A 17,694-nucleotide genomic window follows, 5' to 3' on the forward strand; every position below is an offset into this window, starting at 1 on the left:
CTGGGGCCCCACGCACCACGAAGGAGAACGCGATGCCGGGAGGCAGACTCACCCAGCAGGAGCGCCAGCAGATCGCGCTCGGACTGGCCGACGACCTCGCCTACGCGGAGATCGCCCGGCGCCTCGACCGCCCGACCTCCACCGTCACCCGCGAGGTGATGCGCAACGGCGGCCCCACCGGCTACCGCGCCGATCTCGCCCAGCGCGCCACCGGACGCCGGGCGCAGCGCCCGCGGCAGGCGGAGGCCGAAGTACGCCGGCCGGAGGCGCCGTTGGAACACGGGCGGGACGCGGAAGCGGTGCACGCGTACGAGGAGATGTTCACGGACGTCCTCGAACAGTCGGGACTGTCCCGGATGATGGCCCGGATTCTGGTCTGCCTCTTCACCACCGACGCGGGCAGTGTCACCGCGTCCGACCTCGTGCGGCGGCTCCAGGTCAGTCCGGCGACCGTCTCCAAGTCGATCGCTTTCCTGGAGAGCCAGGGGCTCGTCCGCCGGGAGCGCGACGAGGGGCGTCGCGAGCGGTACGTCGCCGACGACGACGTCTGGTTCCAGTCGGTGATGGCCAGTGCCCGGTCCACCGCCCAACTGGCCGAGGTGGCACGGCAGGGCGTCGGTGTACTGGGTCCCGGCACCCCGTCCGCCCACCGCCTGGAGAACATCGCCCGCTTCACCGCCTTCGTCTCGGAGAGCATCACCCGCGCCGCCGAGCAGGCCCGCGACATCCTCGTCGCGAAGCCCTCCGGAGCCGGCCCGGAGGGCTGACGGCGTACCGCGCCCCGGGAGCCGTGGCGCGGGCGCGGAGCCCGCCACGGGCCCGGGGCCGCGGCGTGCGGGCGGGCCGCTCAGACGTCCAGCCCCGGCACGTCCCGGGGCAGCGGGCAGATCCGCCGGCCCTGGTGGTCGAAGACGTACAGGTGTGCCAGGTCCACCAGGAGGGGCACCTGGCCGCCGGGGCGCAGCCGCATGTCGGGGCTGGTGCGCACGACGAGGTCGCCGGGGCTGACGGCCGGGCGGTCGGGGCCGCTCATGGTCTGCCCCCGCCCGTCGCGGGGAGGTTCGCCGAGCGCCACGACCGGTCCGCTGATGTGGCCGGCCTTCTCCCGGAGGCGTTCCAGTACACCGATGCCTCCGCCCCGGGCCCAGGCGGTGCCCTCCCGGCGGCCGCCGCGCGAGGAGCCCCCGGAGTCGTGGGCCGCTCCTCCGCGCCCGCCGGCCGCGCGGCGCCGGCGGGCGGGTGTCTCCGGGCGGGCGGATTCGAGGTCGGGCACCACGGCCGGCTGCGATCCGGTGCTGAGGTGCACCAGCGCCTCGTGGCCCTGGTACTCCACGTGCTGCACGATGCCGCCGAGCGCCACCTCGCCGGGGCGGGCCTGGCTCGGCGGGGCGATGCGTACCGCTTCGGAGCGCAGCCCGACGATGATCCGGCGGCCCTGCTGGATGCGGAGCAACTGGTGGTCGGGGCTGAGCGGTTCGGGCAGCGCGAGGCGCTGGCGCCCGAGGTCGAGGGACATCCGGCCTTCGAGCGGCGCGTGGACGACCGCCTGGAGGAGGTTGATCCTGGGGGTGCCGATGAAGGCCGCGACGAAGACGTTCTCGGGCAGGGCGTACACCTCGCGCGGGGAGCTGACCTGCTGGAGCACTCCGCCGCGCAGCACGGCGACCCGGTCGCCGAGGGACATCGCCTCGGACTGGTCGTGCGTGACATAGACGGTGGTGACGCCCAACTCCTTCGTGAGCTGGGCTATTTCGGCGCGCAGGTGGTTGCGGAGCTTGGCGTCGAGGTTGGAGAGCGGCTCATCCATCAGGAAGACCGAGGGGCGGCGGGAGATGGCCCGGCCCATGGCGACGCGCTGGCGTTCACCACCGGAGAGCTGTCCGGGGTAGCGGTCGAGGACGCCCTCGATGCCCAGCATCCGCGCGGTGGCCTCGATCTGCCCGGTGGAGTCCTCGCGGGGGTTCTGGAGCTTGAGCGGGAAGCCGATGTTGGCCCGGTTCGTCATGCTCGGATAGAGGGCGAAGTTCTGGAAGACCATCGCCATGCCCCGTTCGCGGGGCTGGAGATGGGAGGCCGGTTCGCCGTCGAGCAGGATCTCGCCCTCGGTGGCCTCCTCCAGTCCCGCGATCATCCGCAGGACGGTGGATTTGCCGCAGCCCGAGGGGCCGAGCAGCACCACGAACTCACCGGGTGCGATGTCGAGCGAGAAACGGTCCACTGCGCGCGGACCCCGTCCGTACGCCTTGCTGATGTCCTGCAGAGAGATCGCGCGAGTCATGAGGGTTCCGCCCAGGGAAAAGTGATGCTGCTGCACGGTGGGGAGCGGCTGCGTGGCCTGAAGTTAACCCACGGTGCGGGGTGTGTGAATGACTCGCGCGAAGGTTGCGACGGGAGGGGCGCGCTGGGCGGGAAGTGCCATGGGCGATTCCGGTTGTCGCAAACTTTTCTCCCTGGAATCAAGGGAGTTGGAGGGCTCGTCGGGGTTGCCCGGGGGGTCGGGGAAGGGGGGCGCGGTCCGTTCGCCCTCGGGTCGGGGAAGGGGGCGCGGTCCGTACGCCCGCGACTCCCCCGCCCCGGCGTCATCCGGCCGAGGTCACCAGGACCGGGAAGCCGTTGAGTACGGCGGTCCCGGAGAGCGGGTCGAGAAGGGTGCCGTCGAGCAGTTGGTTGACGTTGGCGCCGGGCCGCGCGGCGGCGACCGACAGCCGGGTGCCGGGGCGGCCGTGTCCCCAGCCGTGCGGCAGGCTCACCACTCCGGTGCGCATCGTGTCGGTGATCTCGGCGGGTGCCTCGACCGCCCCTCCGGCCGCCTCGATCCGGGCGGTCGCCCCCTCGGTGAGGCCGATGCGGTGCGCGTCCTCGGGGTGGATCTGGAGGGTGCAGGTGTTCGTTCCGCGGTTGAGCACGGGGATGTTGTGCATCCAGCTGTTGTTGGACCGCAGATGGCGGCGGCCGACCAGGACCAGCGGGGCGGGGGTGTCGCCGAGTGCCGCCCGCAGCCGGCCGAGGTCGGCGGCGAGCGGCTCCGGGAGCAGCTCGATCCGCCCGCTGCGGGTCCTGAGGACTTCGGGCAGCCGGGGGCGCAGCGGGCCGAGGTCGATGCCGTGCGGGTGGGCGAGCAGGTCGTCCAGGGTGAGGTCGTACGGGCCGAGCCGGAGCATCAGGTCGAGCCTGCGCTCGGGGCCGGTGGCACCGGTGAGGCGTGCGGCGAGTTCCCGCGGTCCTCCGGCACGGTCGAGGGCGGCGGCGACGGCGAGTTCGTCGACGGTCTCCGGGGACGCCCCGTGGCTGCCGCCGACGGCGAGGATCAACCAGGCGAGGATCTCGCTCTCGTCGAGGGCCCCTTCGTCCAGGGGGACGGCCGGGCGGGTGTAGCGGACCTGGTTGCGCACCGCGAGGGCGTTCAGCGCGAAGTCGAAGTGGGCGGAGCGGGAGGGCGGCGGCGGTGGGAGGACGACGTCGGCGTGGCGGGAGGTCTCGTTGAGGTACGGGTCGACGCTGACCATGAAGTCGAGCCCCTCGGCGAGCGCCCGGTCGAGCCGGTCGCCGTCGGGGGCGGACAGAACCGGGTTGGAGGCGAGCACCACGAGGGCGCGGATGCGGCCCTCGCCGGGGGTGTCGATCTCCTCCGCCAGTGCGGCCATGGGGAGTTCGCCCTTGGCCTCGGGGTGCCCGGAGACCCGGCTGCGCCAGCGGCCGAGGGCGAAGCCCTTGCCGGGGCCGGCCGGGCGCGGGGCGCGGGCCGTGGCGGCGAGCGGGAAGAGGGCGCCGCCGGGGCGGTCGAGGTTGCCGGTGAGGATGTTGAGGACGTCCACCAGCCAGCTGGCGAGGGTGCCGTGCGCGACGGTGCAGCTGCCGATGCGCGCGTAGACGGCGGCGGCCGGCGCGGCGGCGAGTTCCCGCGCGACGGTACGGATGGCGGCCGGGTCCAGGTCGCAGGGGCCGGCGACCGCCTCCGGGGTGAAGTCCGCCAGGGCGCCGGTGAGCCGGTCGAGCCCGTCCAGGTGGCCGGCGAGCGCCCCGGGGGCGGTGAGCTTCTCCTCGACGAGTACGTGGGCGAGCGCGGCGAGCAGCAGGGCGTCCGTGCCGGGCCGGATCGCGAGGTGGCGTCCGGCGAGCTCGGCCGTACGGGTGCGGCGCGGGTCGACGACGGTGAGCGTGCCGCCCCGGGCGAGGAGTGCCTTGAGCCGGCCGGGGAAGTCGGGGGCGGTGCAGAGGCTCCCGTTGGATTCCATCGGGTTGGCGCCGATGAGCAGCAGATGGCCGGTGCGGTCGAGATCGGGTACGGGGATGGCGTTGGCGTCGCCGAAGAGCAGCCCGCTGGAGACGTGTTTGGGCATCTGGTCGAGGGTGCTGGCGCTGAAGACGTTACGGGTGCGCAGCGCGGCGACCAGCAGTGGCGGGTAGAGACCGCCGGCCATGGTGTGCACGTTGGGGTTGCCGAGGACGAGCCCGGCGCTCTGCGGCCCGTGGACGCCGGTGACCTCGGTGAAGCGTGCGGCGACGGTGTCGAACGCCTCCTGCCAGGTCGCCTCGCGCAGTACGCCGTCCCGGCGGACGAGCGGGGTGCGGAGCCGGTCGGGGTCGGCGTCCAGCCCGCCGAACGCGGCGCCCTTGGGGCAGATGAAGCCCCGGCTGAAGACGTCGTCGCGGTCCCCGCGCGCACCGGTGACGGTGGTCCCCTCGATGGTGAGGGTCAGCCCGCAGGTGGCCTCGCAGAGCGGGCAGACGCGTGGTGCGGTACGGGAGTTGGCGGACACGGGGCCTCCCCGGGGAGCGACTGGGTCAGCGCGAGCATACCGACCGGTACGCATGCCGGGGAGCCCCTGGACGGGACCGGACCGGGCGCGCCCGGCACGCGGCACCATCGGCACGACCGCCCTCGCGCCGTCAGTCCAGCACCCGCGCGAGGTAGGCGTGGAGCAGCACCCGGATCTCCGCGACGATCGCCGGATCGCCGGACGGGTCGTCGCGGAAGGCGAGTTGGAGGGTGGCGTCGGCCGCCTCCACGCCGACCAGGACGGCCCGCCGCAGGTCCGCGTCCGGGCTGCCGCCGAGGTGCCCCGCGAGGAGTTCGGCGAGCCGGTCCGCGAGCCGGTGGTTGGCCTGGTGCTGCGGGTCGTCGGCGTGCGCGGCGGCCCCGAAGTCGACCTGGGCGAAGCCGGGGACCGTACGCCGCATCGTCAGGTACTCGTCGAGCAGTGCGTCGATCGCGCCCCGCCAGTCGGCGGCGGGGACGGCGGCGAGCCGGGCGGTCAGGCGTTCGGTGTAGGAGTTGAGGTTGCGCACCGCGAGCGCGTCGACCAGGGCGCGTTTGTTGGGGAAGAAACGGTAGACGGAGCCGATGGGCACTTCGGCCCGGACGGCGACCGCCCGGGTGGAGAGCTCCTCGTAGCCGCACTCGTCGAGGAGCGCGGCGCAGGCGTCGAGTATCCGGGTGAGCCGTTCGGCGCTGCGCCGCTGGACGGGGGCGCGGCGCAGCTTCGGTTTCGGGTGGGACACGGCCCCATCATGCCGCCCGTACGCGCGCGGCGGGCGCGGGGACCGCGCCCGGCGGAACGCGCGCGGCGGGGCGGGGAGCGCCCGGCGGAACGCGCGCCCCGAACTCCCGGCCCCGGACCCCCCGTACGACTCCCGGATGCGCGGCGATTGGCGTTGACGGACGCGGTCTCCATTCCTACGGTGTCCCATAGGATTCACTCTCCACGGTTCCCACGCGTTCGGCGGGAGCCCGTCTCGGCACCGGGAGCAGCGGTATGGGCGGTACGGACGGCACGCGGCACACCGACGACGAACACGGCCCGGGAGGCGGGGGGACAGCGGCCGACGGGCTTGCGTACTCCACCGGTTTCGGCAACGAGCACAGCTCCGAGGCGGTGCCGGGCGCGCTGCCGCACGGGCGCAACTCCCCCCAGCGCGCGCCGCTCGGGCTGTACGCGGAGCAGCTCAGCGGCTCCGCGTTCACCGAGCCCCGTGCCCGTAACCACCGCTCCTGGCTGTACCGCGTCCGGCCCTCCGCCGCGCATCCGGCGTTCGTGCGCACCGACAACGGCGGCCTGCGGTCCGCGCCCTTCACGGAGTCCGTGCCCGATCCCAACCGGCTCCGCTGGGACCCGCTGCCCGACCCGGCCCCCGGCACCGACTTCGTGGCCGGGCTGTGGACGCTGGGCGGCAACGGCGACGCGGCGGGCCGCACGGGCATGGCGGTGCACCTCTACAGCGCCAACTCCTCGATGACGGAACGCGTGTTCAGCGATTCCGACGGCGAGCTGCTGATCGTCCCCGAGCGGGGGGCCCTGCTGCTCCGCACCGAACTGGGCCTGTTGCGCGCCGCGCCGGGCGAGGTGGCGCTGATCCCGCGCGGGGTGCGTTTCCGGGTCGAGCTGCTCGACGCGACCGCCCGGGGGTACGTCTGCGAGAACTACGGCAGCCCGTTCCAGCTGCCCGAGTTGGGACCCATCGGCGCGAACGGCCTTGCCAACGCACGGGACTTCCGTGCCCCGGTCGCCGCGTACGAGGACCGCGAGGGCCCGTTCGAGGTGATCAACAAGTTCTGCGGCAACCTCTGGACGGCGGCCTTGGACCACTCGCCGCTGGACGTCGTCGCCTGGCACGGCAGCCACACGCCGTACGTCTACGACCTGCGCCGCTTCAACGTCGTCGGCTCCATCAGCTACGACCACCCCGACCCGTCGATTTTCACCGTGCTGACCTCGCCGACCGACACCCCGGGGCTGGCCGACGTCGACTTCGTGGTCTTCGCCCCGCGCTGGCTGGTCGGCGAGGACACCTTCCGGCCGCCCTACTTCCACCGCAACGTGATGAGCGAGTACATGGGGCTGATCGAGGGCGCCTACGACGCGAAGGCCGGCGGCTTCGTCCCGGGCGGCGGTTCGCTGCACAACATGATGTCGGCGCACGGGCCGGACCGGGAGACCTTCGACCGGGCGAGCGCGGCCGAGCTCGTACCGCAGCGGGTCGACGACGGGCTGGCGTTCATGTTCGAGACGCGCCGGCCGCTGTCGCTGACCGGGCAGGCGGCCTCCGCCCCCCATCTGCAGCGCGGCTACGACGGGGTGTGGCAGGGTCTGGACAGCAACTTCCGGCCATGACGTCGACGTCCGGCGGGCCGGGCGAGTCCGTACGGGTCAGGGGGCCGACATGACGCCAGCACGCACGGAGGAGAACCGGACCGGCCGGGGCACCTCCCCCGGAGCCGCCGCCGACGCGGGGGCCGGCGGGGGTACGGGCACCTCGGCCGGGGTGCCGGAGCAGGCCCGGTCGGCCGCCTTCGCGCCGGACTCCCTGGTCCTGAACGGGAAGCTCCCGCTCTGGTACCAGGTCTCGCAGTCGCTGCGCGCCTCGGTACTCGGCCGGCCGCGGGACGCCCCCCTCCGGCTGCCGACCGAGGAGCGGCTCGCCGCGCACTACGGAGTCGGCGTCCTGACCATGCGGCAGGCGCTGAAGGAGCTGGAGTCGGAGGGCCTGATCAGCCGCCTGCGACGGCACGGCACCTTCATCGAGCCCGATGCCAGAAGGGGCCGGCCGGTGCAGGTGCTCGGGTCGGTCGACGCGATCGTGGCCCAGCAGTCGGGCGAGCGGACGACCGTCCTCGGCCACGGCCCCGGCGCCGTACCCGGCGAACTGGCCCACCACTTCCCGGACTGCGAGGAGGTGGTCGGCTACCGGCGGCTGCGCTGCGACGCGTCGAGCGGGGAGCCCGTCAACTGGGCGGAGAACACGGTCCGTCCGGAGGTCGCCGCCCGGGTCGACGCCGCCGAGCTGGAGCGGTGGCCGATGACGAAGATCCTGCGGGACTCGGCCGGGGTCTCCATATCCCGGATCACCGACACCGTGGAGGCCCGGCTCGCCGACCCGACCACCGCCGCGCTGTTGCGGGTGCCGCTGCTCAGCCCGATCCTGCACTTCACCGGCGTCACCTACGACACCGACGGCCGGGTGGTCGACGTGGCCCGCATCCACTACCGGGGCGACCGGTTCTCCTTCTCGGTGACGGTGGAAGCGGACTGAACCCCTGGCGGGGCGGACGCCGGTCCGACAGGAGCCGCAAGGGCCCCACCGCCCTCGTCGCGGTGGCCGAGCAGCTCCGCCACGGCCGCTTCATCGACACGAACCAGGCCTGACCGCCATGTTCTTCGGGCAGGGCCGCATCCCCCGTACGTGCCGGCGTCGTTGTACCGGACGAAAGCGCCGGGGAGAAGAGGACCGACATGCCGAAGAAGCGCAAGAAGAACCGCAAGGCATCTGGAGGCTCGACCACCACCGTGGTGGCAAGAGCCGCGCTGCCTGCCCAGCTCTCGGAGGCACCCGACCGTGAAGTCGAGTGCCATGACGACTGTGCCGACGAGGACTTTCCCGTGTCCGTTTTCCGGAGGCGGTCCGCCAGGCCCGCCGACGCTGTCGCGGCGGTGCGGGCAGGCGAGTGGTGGGAATGGATCGGAAGCGTCGAAGGCTCACGCATGCGACACCGCGTCCTGGCCTTCGACGACGGGACCGCGTTCGTCGAACAGGCCGTCTTCCTCGGCACCGTCCAGGAGGGGGCCATCCTCTGCGCCTGGCACGAGGCTCCCGAGGACGGGCGTCCCCTGCTGGAGAGAAACATCCTCGCTGCTCTGGACCGCTTGCAAGGAGCGCTCCGACCGCATCTGGAGGCAGAGATCCGGGACAGCCGCGGTGACGACTACACCGCCGGTGTCCCGGAGGCGTTCAGCGATGCTCCTGAACGTCACGGGCCGGGCATCCCGCTCTTCGGCTGGCGCATCCTGTACCCGGTGACCCCCGAGACCACCTGGGACGACACTTTGGACGTCGCCCTGTGGAACAGCTCCCTGGCCATCGAGGAGTGGTCGCACCACTACGACCACATCGACGAAGTACGGCAAGACGGATTCGCCTCCCTGCTGCGCCGTCACGACGTCCCGGCCGTCCTCTGCGCCGCGTGCCGGAAGCCCATCACCTCCCGCCACCCGCGCTGGCCCGGAATCTGGGTCACACCCACCGACGAGGGTGGAAGCGCCACTTGTGAAGGTACGGGCACGGAACCGTTCCCCCCGGCACCCCGGATCGGCTGGTACTCCGACGGCGAATTCGGCACACCCCACCGGCCGCGGTAGTCCCCCATCGCTGTCCCGCAATTCCTGGTGGATCGGTGTGCGGCGCCGGATGCGGTGTATCGCGAGGCGAAGGAGCGTCCGCATACGGGATGTGTGCGGAAGTTCCGACATCGCGGCGAGGTGCCGTAACCGTCGTCGCGCACCCGCCAGGAGTGCCGGACAGCCTTCAACCGGTCGACCGCACCGTCGCAACCGTGCAAGGGCCGGATCCGCCGGAGGGCTATCGCGAGGCGCTCTCCGCTCACCGCGCCGCCGGCCCGGCGACAACGACCGCCGATTCGAAACGGAAGGTCCGAGCGGCACTCGCGCGAAAACGCCGTGCACCGCCCGGGACCCAGCGGTGCCCCGATCCCCTGGTGACGGGTACCGCCTGCTTGAATGCACGAGTGTTCGAACTGGTGATTGGCGTGGTCGCTGCGGCCCTCGTTGGACGGCTGATGCGCCGGAAGCAGCAGCAGAGGTCGACCGCGATAGCCGCTGGGGAGCCTGCCGGCGTGCCCTGCAGGCTCAAGTGGTCCGCTCAGGGCTCTCGCTGGAGGGCGGGACGTCTGCTGATCAGCCCCGGCCCCCTCGTGTGGAAGCCTTCCCTTGGCAGCCAGGAAATCGTTCTGCCGGCCGATCTGCGTCAGGCCGGGCTGCGCTCGCCCTCACTGCGCGAGGCGGTGTCGGTCAACCCGGGATCACGGATCATGGAGTGCGATTCGTCCGGCGGGAAGGTTCTGATCGCGGTCATGCCGGTGGAACTGGACCACGTGATCAAGGCTCTGGGGAGCGCGTAACCCCTGCCTCCGTTCTTGCGGCGACTTCGGCCACGCCCCCGTGGACAGCTCCCAGGGCCGCGTCAGCCCATGTTCGCCCGTCGACGAGCGACGTCACGTGCGTGCTCCCGGCGGGCCGTTCTCACCACGCTCGGACCATCAAGTCCGGCCGCGTCCCGCAAGTTCGACCGGGCCGGCTGTAGGTGTAGGCGTAGGCGTTCGTCTGCAGGGGGTCGCCGATGTAGACGACGAGGTCCACGGAGATGAAGTGTCCCGGTCCGGCGCCCCGCCGCCCCGTTACGATGCCGGGGAGGAAGCGGGCGGACGTGGCGAGCGGGAGGACGACACGGTGGCAGCGGGCAGGGCGGCCGAGGACGCCCCGGGCACGGCGGGTCCTGCTTCCGGGGACGGCAACGGCGCAACTCCTGCGCGGAGTTCAGGCCCCGGGCCGAGTTCCGGCGCTTCTCGCGCGGTGCCGCGTCAAGGCGCCGGACACCTCAGCCTGGACGAGCTGATGCCCTGGTCCGTACCGCCCCTGCGCACCGGCCGGTCCTGGGTCACCGGCCCCGATCCGGCTTCCCTGAAAGCGCGTTGGGAACGGCTGGTACGGGCCGGGGGCGAGGAGCAGGAGCGACTGTTCCGGCCCACCCGGTCGCGCACCCCGCGGACGCCGGCCGCCGCGCTGCCGGGGCGGGCCGCCTCCACCGGACCGCTGGCGCGGGACCCGGGGGCGTACCCGGAGCCGGTACGCGTCCAGCACGGGCCGTTCGACGAGCAGTGGCTGATTCCGGACCACCGGCTGATCGACGCGGCCCGGCCCGAACTCTGGCGGGTGGCCGACGCCCAGCAGCTCTTCGTCTTCGAACACGGCTTCCTGCCCGGGGACTCGGGTCCCGCCCTGTCGGTGACCGCGCTGCTCCCGGACGGGTACTCCCCCGCCGGGCGCCCCGGCCGTGTCCGGCCGCTCTTCCGGCGCCCCGGCGGTGCGGAACCCAACCTGGCCCCGGGGCTGTGCGCCGCACTCGGGGCGGCCGGACTCGGCGCGCGCGGTCCCGGTGCGGGCGGTGAGCCGGTGTCCCCGGAGGCGGTGCTCGCCTGGACCCTGGCCGCCGCGCGCCCCGCCCCCGGCGGGTGCCTGGTGCCGTTGCCACGCGACGGGGCGCTCTGGTCGGCGGGGGTGGAGCTCGGCCGCGAGCTGCTCCGGCTCATGCTGCGTGGGGCACGCGGTGGCGAGCGGCCCCGGCTGCCCGGCGGGCGGCGGCCCTACGTGCGCTCCGCGGTGCCGCCCCGGCCCGGCTCGGTGGCGTACGACGCGGCGAGCGGGACGCTGCTGCTCGACGAGGGGCGGATCGCTCCGGTCCCGGCGGAGGCCTGGGAGTTCCGGGTGGGCGGGGTGCGGATGCTGGAGGTGTGGTTCGCCCGGCGGGCGGCCGCGTGGGCCGACGCGGAGCGCGACGGGCTGGACGCGATGGGGCCGGCCGGCTGGCCCCGGGAGTGGACCTCGGAGCTGCTGGAGCTGATCACCGTACTGGCCCTGCTGGACCCGGTCCGCGACGGGCAGCGGGAGTTGGCCGAGCGGATCGGCGCGACCCGGACCCTCGGGCGGGAGGAACTGCGGGCGGCCGGGGTGCTGCCGGTTCCGGCGGCGGCGCGGCGCCCGGCGTCGGTGCTCGGCCGGCGGGAGGAAGGCCCGGGCGGGCAGTTCGCCCTGCTGTGAGGACCACCGGCGCGCCGCCCGGCGGGGAGGGGGCCGGGCCGCGTACGCCGTTCGTCCGTACCGCTGTCCGTACCGGGCGGGTGCCGCCGTACGCCCCGGGGAGTACGGGTGGGCAGGCGGCGGTCCCGCGTCGGGACAGGGCTGTCTCCCGGGCCGACCCGCGCGAGGGGCCGACCCGGTGGTGGCCGGGTTCGTACCGGCCGGGCCGAGGGCGGCCGGTTCGGTCGCGGCCGGCCGTGGCAGGGGCCGACCCGTCAGTGGCGGCTGCCGAAGAGCGAGCGCCGCAGTCGCCGCAGCGGGGCGAAGAGCGACACGCGGGCGCTCTTGCTGCCGCGGGTGTGCGCGGCGTCGCGCGAGGTCAGCTCGCGCATCAGCAGCGTCGCCTCGGCGGTCTCGCGCTGCGGGACGGCTGGGCCGCCGAGCACCGCGAGATGGCGGTCGAGCCGCGAACTGGTCGCACTGCTTCCACATGTGATGGCAGGCACGCGCGGCCTGCTGCGGACCGTTATCTGTTCCATGTCACTCCCCACCCGTACGAGGGCACCCGGTGCGGGCAGGTTAACCCTATCGCTCCACGAAGACACACGCGTATCCGGGCGCGGGATTACGTACACGCATGCGGAGGTTGACGGCGCGTCACGCGGTTCGCCTCATACGGACGGGACTTGGACGATTCGTGTCCGCCCGCGCACGCCCCGTCCACCCCCGGCGCGGTTCTCGCGCGCTCCACCGGGACGAGGGGTTTTCCCGGGTCATCGGCCGGTGAAATCCGGTGCGCGGGGCCGCACCGTGCCCGATCATGGGCCCATGTCTGACAACCTCGAGTCCGCGCTGCCGATCCGGCTCACCGTCGACGACAGCGACTCCCCTTCCGACGTGATGGACTCGCTGTTCCTGGGCCGCTTCACGACGGGCGAGCAGCCGTACTCGCACAGTTCGTCCCTGGAGCGCGTCAAGCCGGGCAAGACGCTCCTGCCGCCGGGTGCGACGGTGCTGCGGACCGCCCGGGAGGACAGCCGGAGCGCGACGCTCGCGGAAGGCGAGGGCTGGACGCTGCTCGCGCGGCGGTGGAGCCGGGGCGCCGACGTCAACGTGACCGCGACCAGCGCCGAACTCGCCGAACGAGTACTCAAGGAGGCGACGGAGGACGTCCAGGACGAGCCCGAACCGCAGCCCGAGGACGTGAGCATGGGCTTCTGGTACGTCTCGCCGCAGCGCGGGCCGCACCGCACCACGCGCCGGATCTCCGCCGGCACCTGGGACGAGGTCCGCCCCAACTACGCGGCCCAGGTGGCCGGGGCGATGGACGGGCTGATGAAGCTCACCCCGGACGACATCTCCGGCCGGCTCCTGCTGCTGCACGGCCCGCCCGGGACCGGGAAGACCTCGGCGCTGCGGACGCTGGCCCGTGCCTGGCGCGACTGGTGCCAGGTGGACTGCGTCCTGGATCCGGAGCGGCTCTTCAACGACGTCGGCTATCTGATGGACATCGCGATCGGCGAGGACGACGGTTCGGAGAAGGGGCGTTGGCGGCTGCTGCTCCTGGAGGACTGCGACGAACTCATCCGGGGCGAGGCCAAGCACACCGCGGGCCAGGCGCTCTCCCGGCTGCTCAACCTGACGGACGGCCTGCTCGGCCAGGGCCGGAACGTCCTGGTGGCGGTCACCACCAACGAGGACCTGGAACGGCTGCACCCGGCGGTCGTCCGGCCCGGCCGCTGTCTGGCGCGGATCGAGGTCGGCCCGCTGAGCCGGCCCGAGGCGGTGTCCTGGCTGGGCACCGAGAAGGGGATCGGCCGTGAGGGGGCGACCCTGGCGGAGCTCTTCGCGCTGCGGCGGGGCAGCGGCCCGGCCTCCGTACCGAAGCAGGGGGCCGGCACGGAGGAGGCGGGCCTCTACCTCTGAGGGGCCTCAGCCGGTCCTCCGGGAGCGGGCCCCGGGCGGGGCGGCCGACCACTCGCCCCCGTACGCCGCTCCCTCAGTCCTCGTATGCCGCGCGCAGCGCGTCCTCGGCGAGGGCGAGGGCTGCGGTGCGGGAGAGTCCGAGGCGCCTGGCCTCGTCCGCGTACCCCTGTGCGGCGGTCGCGGCCCTGCGGTCCGCCGCGTCTCCGGCCGCCGCGACGAAGGTGCCGTTGCGGCCCCGGGTCTCGATGACGCCGTCGGCCTCCAGGGCCCGGTAGGCCTTGGCCACCGTGTTGGCGGCCAGGCCGAGTTCCTCGGCGAGCCCGCGCACGGTCGGCAACCGGTACCCGACCGGGAGGGCGCCCGCGCGGGCCTGTTCGGAGATCTGCGCGCGCAGTTGCTCGTACGGGGCGGTACCGGTGTCCGGGTCGATCACGATCGTCAGAGTCACGGTGCAGATTCTGCACCGTGCGCCCGGAAAACCCGGAGGCGGCCCGTCGCGTCCCCCGCGTAGGGTCGCGCCATGACTGTGAACGTCAGGGATTTCCGGCCGGAGGACGCCGACGGGTGGGAAGCGGTGCGGCGTGCGGCTCTTCCGTTTCTCCTGTCGGCTCCGGGCCAGTGGGCGTACGACCTGGCGAGCTCCCCTCCGCAGCAGCATCTGCGGCTGCTCGTGGCCGAGGAGCGGGGTGAGGTGATCGGTACCGCGCAGGTCGGCATCGCCTACGACAGCACACGGCCCGGGCAGGGTTTCTGCAATGTCTACACCCACCCCGACCGGCTCCGGCGGGGCAGCGGATCCGCACTGGTCCGAGTGGCCGAGGCGCATCTCGTCGGCCTGGGAGCGGTGGAGATCCTCAGTTGGGTGCTCGATGACCCGGCCGGCCGCGCCTTCGCGCGCGAGCGGGGGTACGAGCCGAGCCGCTCCGCCCACTTCCTCTCGCTCGACCTGGCGAAGGGCGGCCTGCCGCCCCGCCGGGAGCTGCCGCCCGGCGTGGAGTTGAGAACGGCCGAGGACTTCGCCGACGATCCGCGTCCGCTCTTCGAGCTGGACGCCGAGGTCACGGCGGACGAGCCGAGCGACGCTCCGGCCGTGCTCACCGACTACGCGCGCTGGCTGGACACGACGTGGCGCCATCCCGTGTTCGACCGCGCGCTCACCTCGGTGGTGCTGGTCGACGGTGAGGTCGCCGCTTTCAGCCTCGCGACCACCGACGGCGCCACCCGGTACGGCTCCGGGATGACGGGCACCAAGCGGGCCCACCGGGGCCGCGGGCTTGCCAAGATCGCGAAGAACGACTCCCTGCACCGCGCCAGGGACGCCGGATTCACCGTGGCCTACACCGGCAACGACGCCGGCAACGGCCCCATGCTCGCCATCAACGCCTGGTTCGGTTACCAGGTGTGCGCCACGGAGGTACGCCATGTCCGCACACTCGACACCGCCCGCTGACGGATCCGCCGGCCCGCCCGCGGCGGAGACCGGCGGCCGGACGGACGGGTGGGACGGGACAATCACGATGGACGGGACGACCGGATCGGACGGGACGACCGGGACAGGCGGGAGGGACGGGACGACTGGGACGACCACGGAGGTGACCGTCGTCCTGACGAAGGCCGGGCGGACCAAGATCCGCTACCCGGCCCGCCGGCTGGCCGACGACGGCCGCCGGGTGACCGTCCTCGCCCCGTGGGCCGCCCCCGGGGTGCGCGACTTCGGTTTCGTGACGTTCGCACCGGGCGACGTCTTCACGGAGCACTACTGGCGCGACCGGTGGTACGCGGTGAAGGAGGTCCGCACGGGCGACGGGCGGTTGAAGGGCTGGTACTGCGACATCACCCGCCCCTGCGTGGTCGACGGCGGCGAAGTACGGGTGGAGGACCTGGACCTCGACCTCTGGGTGTCCGCGGACGCCTCGGAGGTACTGCGCCTGGACGAGGACGAGTTCGCGGAGAGCGGGCTGGCGGAGCGTGATCCGGCGGCGGCCGGGGAGGCCGTCGGCGCCCTGGACGCGCTGGAACGCATCGCCCGCGCGGGCCGCCTCCCGGATCTGCTCGCGAGTGCCGACCTGTGACCCCGCCCACCCCCGTAACGGACCTGACCGAGACAGGAGTTGCGGTGCCCCCACGTCTGAGGCTGACCGCGATCGCCCTCGACTGCCCCGACCCCCTGGCGCTGGCCGCGTTCTACCAGCGGGCCACCGGCTACGCCCTCCATCCGGATTCCGACGCCGAGTTCGCCGGCCTCACCAGCGAGGACGGACTCGGCTTCGGCTTCCAGCGGGTGGACGGCCACCGGCCTCCCCAGTGGCCGGGCGACGGCACCGCGCCGCAACAGGCGCACCTGGACTTCGACGTCGAGGATCTCGACGAGGCGGAGGCCATGCTGCTGGAACTGGGCGCGGCGAAGCCGGAGTTCCAGCCGAACAGCGCCCGGTGGCGGGTCCTCACCGATCCTGCGGGCCACCCCTTCTGCATCATTGCCCGCAGACCGAATTGACAGTAAGTCAGGCGACCGGGGCCGCAGGGACCTGCTTCCCGGCGGCTGGTTCGCCCGGCGCGGGAGTCTCCCGGGCCGGGCCGCCCGTGACCAGTTCGACCTCGAATCCCGAGGCGTCCTCCAGGTACGCGGCGCGATGGCCGTCGCCGCCCGCCCAGGGGTGCCGGTCGGTGAACATGAGCCGCCAGCCGTGCGCCGGGGCCTCCGCCACCAGCGCGTCGAGTGCTTCCCGGTCCTCGACGTGGAACGCCAGGTGGTTGAGGCCGGGCCGGAGCCGGTCATGGGTGCGCGCGCTCGCGTCCGGCGACTCCTCGACCACGACGTAGCTGTCGCCGCGCCGCCAGCTGCGGCCCTGGGACCAGCGCCGGTACGGCAGGTGGCCCAGCCGGCCGAGCAGCCAGTCCCAGCCGGGTTCGGCCGCCGCCAGATCGCCGACCCACAGCTCGATGTGGTGCACCCGTCCGGTACCGGCCCCCGCGCGCGGCAGCGTGACGGCCCGGCGCGGCGCGGCGGGATCGTGGGCGACCGGGTCGCCGTCCTCGTGCCAGTGGATCAGGAAGCGCTCGCCCGACCGGTACCCGTCGAGGGCGGCCCGGCAGTACGCGACCATGTCCTCGGGCAGCGAGTCCAGCCGGTACCAGTCCAGCTCCGAGCACTTGTCGGGCTCCGCGTTGTACGGCGCCCGCTCGGGGTCGTACTCCGCTTCGAAGAACCAGCCGGTACGCGGGCTGCCGCCGGGGCCCCGGTGGTGCATGACGAGCGCGACGCGCACTTCCTCCGGCCGGAGGGCGACGCCGATCTCCTCGGCCGTCTCGCGGAGGATCGCCTCGCGCACGTCCTCGCCGTCCTCCAGGTGGCCGGAGGGGAGGTGGAGGAGGCCGTCCGCGTAGCCCGTGCCGGCCCGGCGGGCGAGCAGCACCCGGGGCCCGTTCCGCAGGATCAGGTGGACGTCGACGACCTCGGTGTGGCGGTACCGGGGTTCGGCTCTGGCCACGACGGCGTACCGCTCGTCGTCCACCTCCTTGCCCCAGAGGCGGGAGTCCTCGGAGAGCGGTTCGTGGTGGACCCGTTCGGTGTGCGGGGCGAGCAGGGTGGTGAGCTGTGCGGCGGAGATGCCCACCCCGCCCCACACTCCTTCGATCAGGACGAGCCGGCCGCCCGGCTTGAGCAGGCCGAACCAGGTCTCCAGGGCGGCCACGGGGTCGGGCAGCGCCCAGAGGACGTGCCTGACCAGGACGGTGTCGAAGCGCCGGTCCCCCACGGGCGGCCCGGCGGCGTCACCGACCAGCACCTCGGCACCGGTTCCGTCGAGCTTCTCCCGCGCCCGTTCGACCATGCGGGGCGACTGGTCGACTCCGGTGACCCGGTGCCCCTGGCCGGCGGCGAGCAGGGAGAGGGTGCCGGTGCCGCAGCCGAGGTCGAGGATCTCGCAGGGGGTGACGGGGAGCCAGTTCCGCAGGCGCTGGGCCCAGGCGTCGCGCACGAGCGGATCGAGCAGTCCGTGGTCGGGTTCCTCGTCGAAGGAGTCGGCCGCCTCGTCCCAGTAACTGATCGTCGTCATGGGCTCCATGGTCCCAGCCACCACTGACAGACCCTCCTGCGCGGCCTTTCGCCGTCCGGCGCGTTGCGGCCGTCGGCCTCGCGCAGCAGACGCGGCCGTGATCGGGCACCAGGCCGGCCGTG

General features: G+C 73.5%; 16 protein-coding genes. 10 read left to right on the top strand and 6 right to left on the bottom strand.

Going from position 1 to position 17,694, the window contains the following annotated elements; translation table 11 throughout:
- Positions 1 to 32: 32 nt before the first annotated feature.
- A complete protein-coding gene (locus OHA55_RS03805; RefSeq protein WP_266702771.1) occupies positions 33 to 767 on the top strand; it encodes a helix-turn-helix domain-containing protein in 735 nt (244 codons plus the stop codon).
- 80 nt (positions 768 to 847) lie between these two features.
- Here the strand turns inward: OHA55_RS03805 and OHA55_RS03810 are convergent, their stop codons facing one another.
- The 3 genes from OHA55_RS03810 to OHA55_RS03820 form a co-directional block, all read right to left on the bottom strand.
- The gene (locus tag OHA55_RS03810; protein WP_266702773.1) at positions 848 to 2,278 is read right to left on the bottom strand and encodes an ABC transporter ATP-binding protein; all 1,431 of its coding nucleotides are present in this window, start codon (positions 2,276 to 2,278) and stop codon (positions 848 to 850) included.
- Between the two features lie 301 nt (positions 2,279 to 2,579).
- Complete coding sequence (locus OHA55_RS03815; protein ID WP_266702775.1) at positions 2,580 to 4,760, bottom strand: molybdopterin-dependent oxidoreductase; 2,181 nt, start codon at positions 4,758 to 4,760, stop codon at positions 2,580 to 2,582.
- 130 nt (positions 4,761 to 4,890) lie between these two features.
- Positions 4,891 to 5,502: a TetR/AcrR family transcriptional regulator gene (locus OHA55_RS03820; protein WP_266702777.1), complete on the bottom strand. Its 612-nt coding sequence runs from the start codon at positions 5,500 to 5,502 to the stop codon at positions 4,891 to 4,893.
- A gap of 254 nt (positions 5,503 to 5,756) precedes the next feature.
- Here OHA55_RS03820 and hmgA point away from each other — a divergent pair, with 254 nt between their 5' ends.
- The 5 genes from hmgA to OHA55_RS03845 all read left to right on the top strand — a co-directional run bounded on the left by hmgA (position 5,757) and on the right by OHA55_RS03845 (position 11,609).
- The gene (gene hmgA / locus OHA55_RS03825) at positions 5,757 to 7,112 is read left to right on the top strand and encodes a homogentisate 1,2-dioxygenase (RefSeq protein ID WP_266702779.1); all 1,356 of its coding nucleotides are present in this window, start codon (positions 5,757 to 5,759) and stop codon (positions 7,110 to 7,112) included.
- A 49-nt stretch (positions 7,113 to 7,161) separates the two neighbouring features.
- Complete coding sequence (locus tag OHA55_RS03830) at positions 7,162 to 8,031, top strand: GntR family transcriptional regulator (RefSeq protein ID WP_266702781.1); 870 nt, start codon at positions 7,162 to 7,164, stop codon at positions 8,029 to 8,031.
- A 449-nt stretch (positions 8,032 to 8,480) separates the two neighbouring features.
- Positions 8,481 to 9,134, top strand: coding sequence for a hypothetical protein (locus OHA55_RS03835; protein ID WP_266702783.1), 654 nt, complete (start codon positions 8,481 to 8,483; stop codon positions 9,132 to 9,134).
- Between the two features lie 386 nt (positions 9,135 to 9,520).
- Entirely contained in the window at positions 9,521 to 9,913 is a 393-nt protein-coding gene (locus OHA55_RS03840; protein WP_266702785.1) for a hypothetical protein, read from the top strand.
- Between the two features lie 493 nt (positions 9,914 to 10,406).
- The gene (locus OHA55_RS03845; protein WP_266710400.1) at positions 10,407 to 11,609 is read left to right on the top strand and encodes a type ISP restriction/modification enzyme; all 1,203 of its coding nucleotides are present in this window, start codon (positions 10,407 to 10,409) and stop codon (positions 11,607 to 11,609) included.
- A gap of 254 nt (positions 11,610 to 11,863) precedes the next feature.
- On the opposite strand, the gene OHA55_RS03850 is transcribed toward OHA55_RS03845, so the two are convergent.
- Entirely contained in the window at positions 11,864 to 12,127 is a 264-nt protein-coding gene (locus tag OHA55_RS03850; RefSeq protein ID WP_266702787.1) for a hypothetical protein, read from the bottom strand.
- Between the two features lie 289 nt (positions 12,128 to 12,416).
- Between OHA55_RS03850 and OHA55_RS03855 the strand changes: the two genes are divergently transcribed.
- On the top strand, positions 12,417 to 13,514 hold the full coding sequence (locus OHA55_RS03855; RefSeq protein ID WP_266702789.1) for a DUF5925 domain-containing protein: 1,098 nt from the start codon (positions 12,417 to 12,419) through the stop codon (positions 13,512 to 13,514).
- A 73-nt stretch (positions 13,515 to 13,587) separates the two neighbouring features.
- On the opposite strand, the gene OHA55_RS03860 is transcribed toward OHA55_RS03855, so the two are convergent.
- On the bottom strand, positions 13,588 to 13,962 hold the full coding sequence (locus OHA55_RS03860; protein WP_266702791.1) for a GntR family transcriptional regulator: 375 nt from the start codon (positions 13,960 to 13,962) through the stop codon (positions 13,588 to 13,590).
- Between the two features lie 72 nt (positions 13,963 to 14,034).
- Between OHA55_RS03860 and OHA55_RS03865 the strand changes: the two genes are divergently transcribed.
- The 3 genes from OHA55_RS03865 to OHA55_RS03875 all read left to right on the top strand — a co-directional run bounded on the left by OHA55_RS03865 (position 14,035) and on the right by OHA55_RS03875 (position 16,011).
- Complete coding sequence (locus OHA55_RS03865; protein ID WP_266702793.1) at positions 14,035 to 14,964, top strand: GNAT family N-acetyltransferase; 930 nt, start codon at positions 14,035 to 14,037, stop codon at positions 14,962 to 14,964.
- A gap of 142 nt (positions 14,965 to 15,106) precedes the next feature.
- On the top strand, positions 15,107 to 15,586 hold the full coding sequence (locus OHA55_RS03870; RefSeq protein ID WP_266702795.1) for a DUF402 domain-containing protein: 480 nt from the start codon (positions 15,107 to 15,109) through the stop codon (positions 15,584 to 15,586).
- 44 nt (positions 15,587 to 15,630) lie between these two features.
- On the top strand, positions 15,631 to 16,011 hold the full coding sequence (locus OHA55_RS03875) for a VOC family protein (protein WP_266702796.1): 381 nt from the start codon (positions 15,631 to 15,633) through the stop codon (positions 16,009 to 16,011).
- A gap of 7 nt (positions 16,012 to 16,018) precedes the next feature.
- Here OHA55_RS03875 and OHA55_RS03880 read toward each other — a convergent pair whose 3' ends face one another.
- Complete coding sequence (locus tag OHA55_RS03880) at positions 16,019 to 17,572, bottom strand: trifunctional class I SAM-dependent methyltransferase/NUDIX hydrolase/VOC family protein (protein WP_266702798.1); 1,554 nt, start codon at positions 17,570 to 17,572, stop codon at positions 16,019 to 16,021.
- Between the last annotated feature and the right edge of the window lie 122 nt (positions 17,573 to 17,694).

This window comes from Streptomyces sp. NBC_00102 (assembly GCF_026343115.1).
GTDB lineage: Bacteria > Actinomycetota > Actinomycetes > Streptomycetales > Streptomycetaceae > Streptomyces.

Bases quoted from the DNA above. Each gene is read 5' to 3' on its own strand.
- OHA55_RS03805 (WP_266702771.1), top strand. From the start codon at position 33: ATGCCGGGAGGCAGACTCACCCAGCAGGAGCGCCAGCAGATCGCGCTC.
- OHA55_RS03810 (WP_266702773.1), bottom strand. From the start codon at position 2,278: ATGACTCGCGCGATCTCTCTGCAGGACATCAGCAAGGCGTACGGACGG.
- hmgA (WP_266702779.1), top strand. From the start codon at position 5,757: ATGGGCGGTACGGACGGCACGCGGCACACCGACGACGAACACGGCCCG.
- OHA55_RS03830 (WP_266702781.1), top strand. From the start codon at position 7,162: ATGACGCCAGCACGCACGGAGGAGAACCGGACCGGCCGGGGCACCTCC.
- OHA55_RS03835 (WP_266702783.1), top strand. From the start codon at position 8,481: ATGCGACACCGCGTCCTGGCCTTCGACGACGGGACCGCGTTCGTCGAA.
- OHA55_RS03845 (WP_266710400.1), top strand. From the start codon at position 10,407: ATGCCCTGGTCCGTACCGCCCCTGCGCACCGGCCGGTCCTGGGTCACC.
- OHA55_RS03850 (WP_266702787.1), bottom strand. From the start codon at position 12,127: ATGGAACAGATAACGGTCCGCAGCAGGCCGCGCGTGCCTGCCATCACA.
- OHA55_RS03855 (WP_266702789.1), top strand. From the start codon at position 12,417: ATGTCTGACAACCTCGAGTCCGCGCTGCCGATCCGGCTCACCGTCGAC.
- OHA55_RS03865 (WP_266702793.1), top strand. From the start codon at position 14,035: ATGACTGTGAACGTCAGGGATTTCCGGCCGGAGGACGCCGACGGGTGG.
- OHA55_RS03880 (WP_266702798.1), bottom strand. From the start codon at position 17,572: ATGACGACGATCAGTTACTGGGACGAGGCGGCCGACTCCTTCGACGAG.